Genomic DNA, 261 nt, shown 5'->3' on the forward strand with positions numbered 1-261 from the left:
TGTTAAAGAGCTTGATTCAATAAATTGAACCATTTTTAAAGACTCTCGTAAGACTTTTTGTCGAACAAGAACGCTTAAAGATGGTGGAGCTATGCGGGATCGAACCGCAGACCTCCTGCGTGCAAGGCAGGCGCTCTCCCAGCTGAGCTATAGCCCCATCTAGGTCGATATTGGTGGGTCTGAGTGGACTTGAACCACCGACCTCCCGCTTATCAGGCGAGCGCTCTAACCAGCTGAGCTACAGACCCAATATCGTCTCTT

The 261-nt window shown here is 49.4% G+C and carries 2 tRNA genes; both read right to left on the reverse strand.

Annotation, left to right across the window (positions count from 1 at the left end):
* Positions 1-81: 81 nt before the first annotated feature.
* Positions 82-157, reverse strand: a tRNA-Ala gene (locus AB4263_RS24140).
* Positions 158-171: 14 nt separating this feature from the next.
* Positions 172-248: transfer RNA gene (locus AB4263_RS24145), tRNA-Ile, on the reverse strand.
* Between the last annotated feature and the right edge of the window lie 13 nt (positions 249-261).

Source organism: Vibrio sp. 10N.261.55.C5, assembly GCF_041470505.1.
GTDB classification, from domain to species: domain Bacteria; phylum Pseudomonadota; class Gammaproteobacteria; order Enterobacterales; family Vibrionaceae; genus Vibrio; species Vibrio crassostreae_C.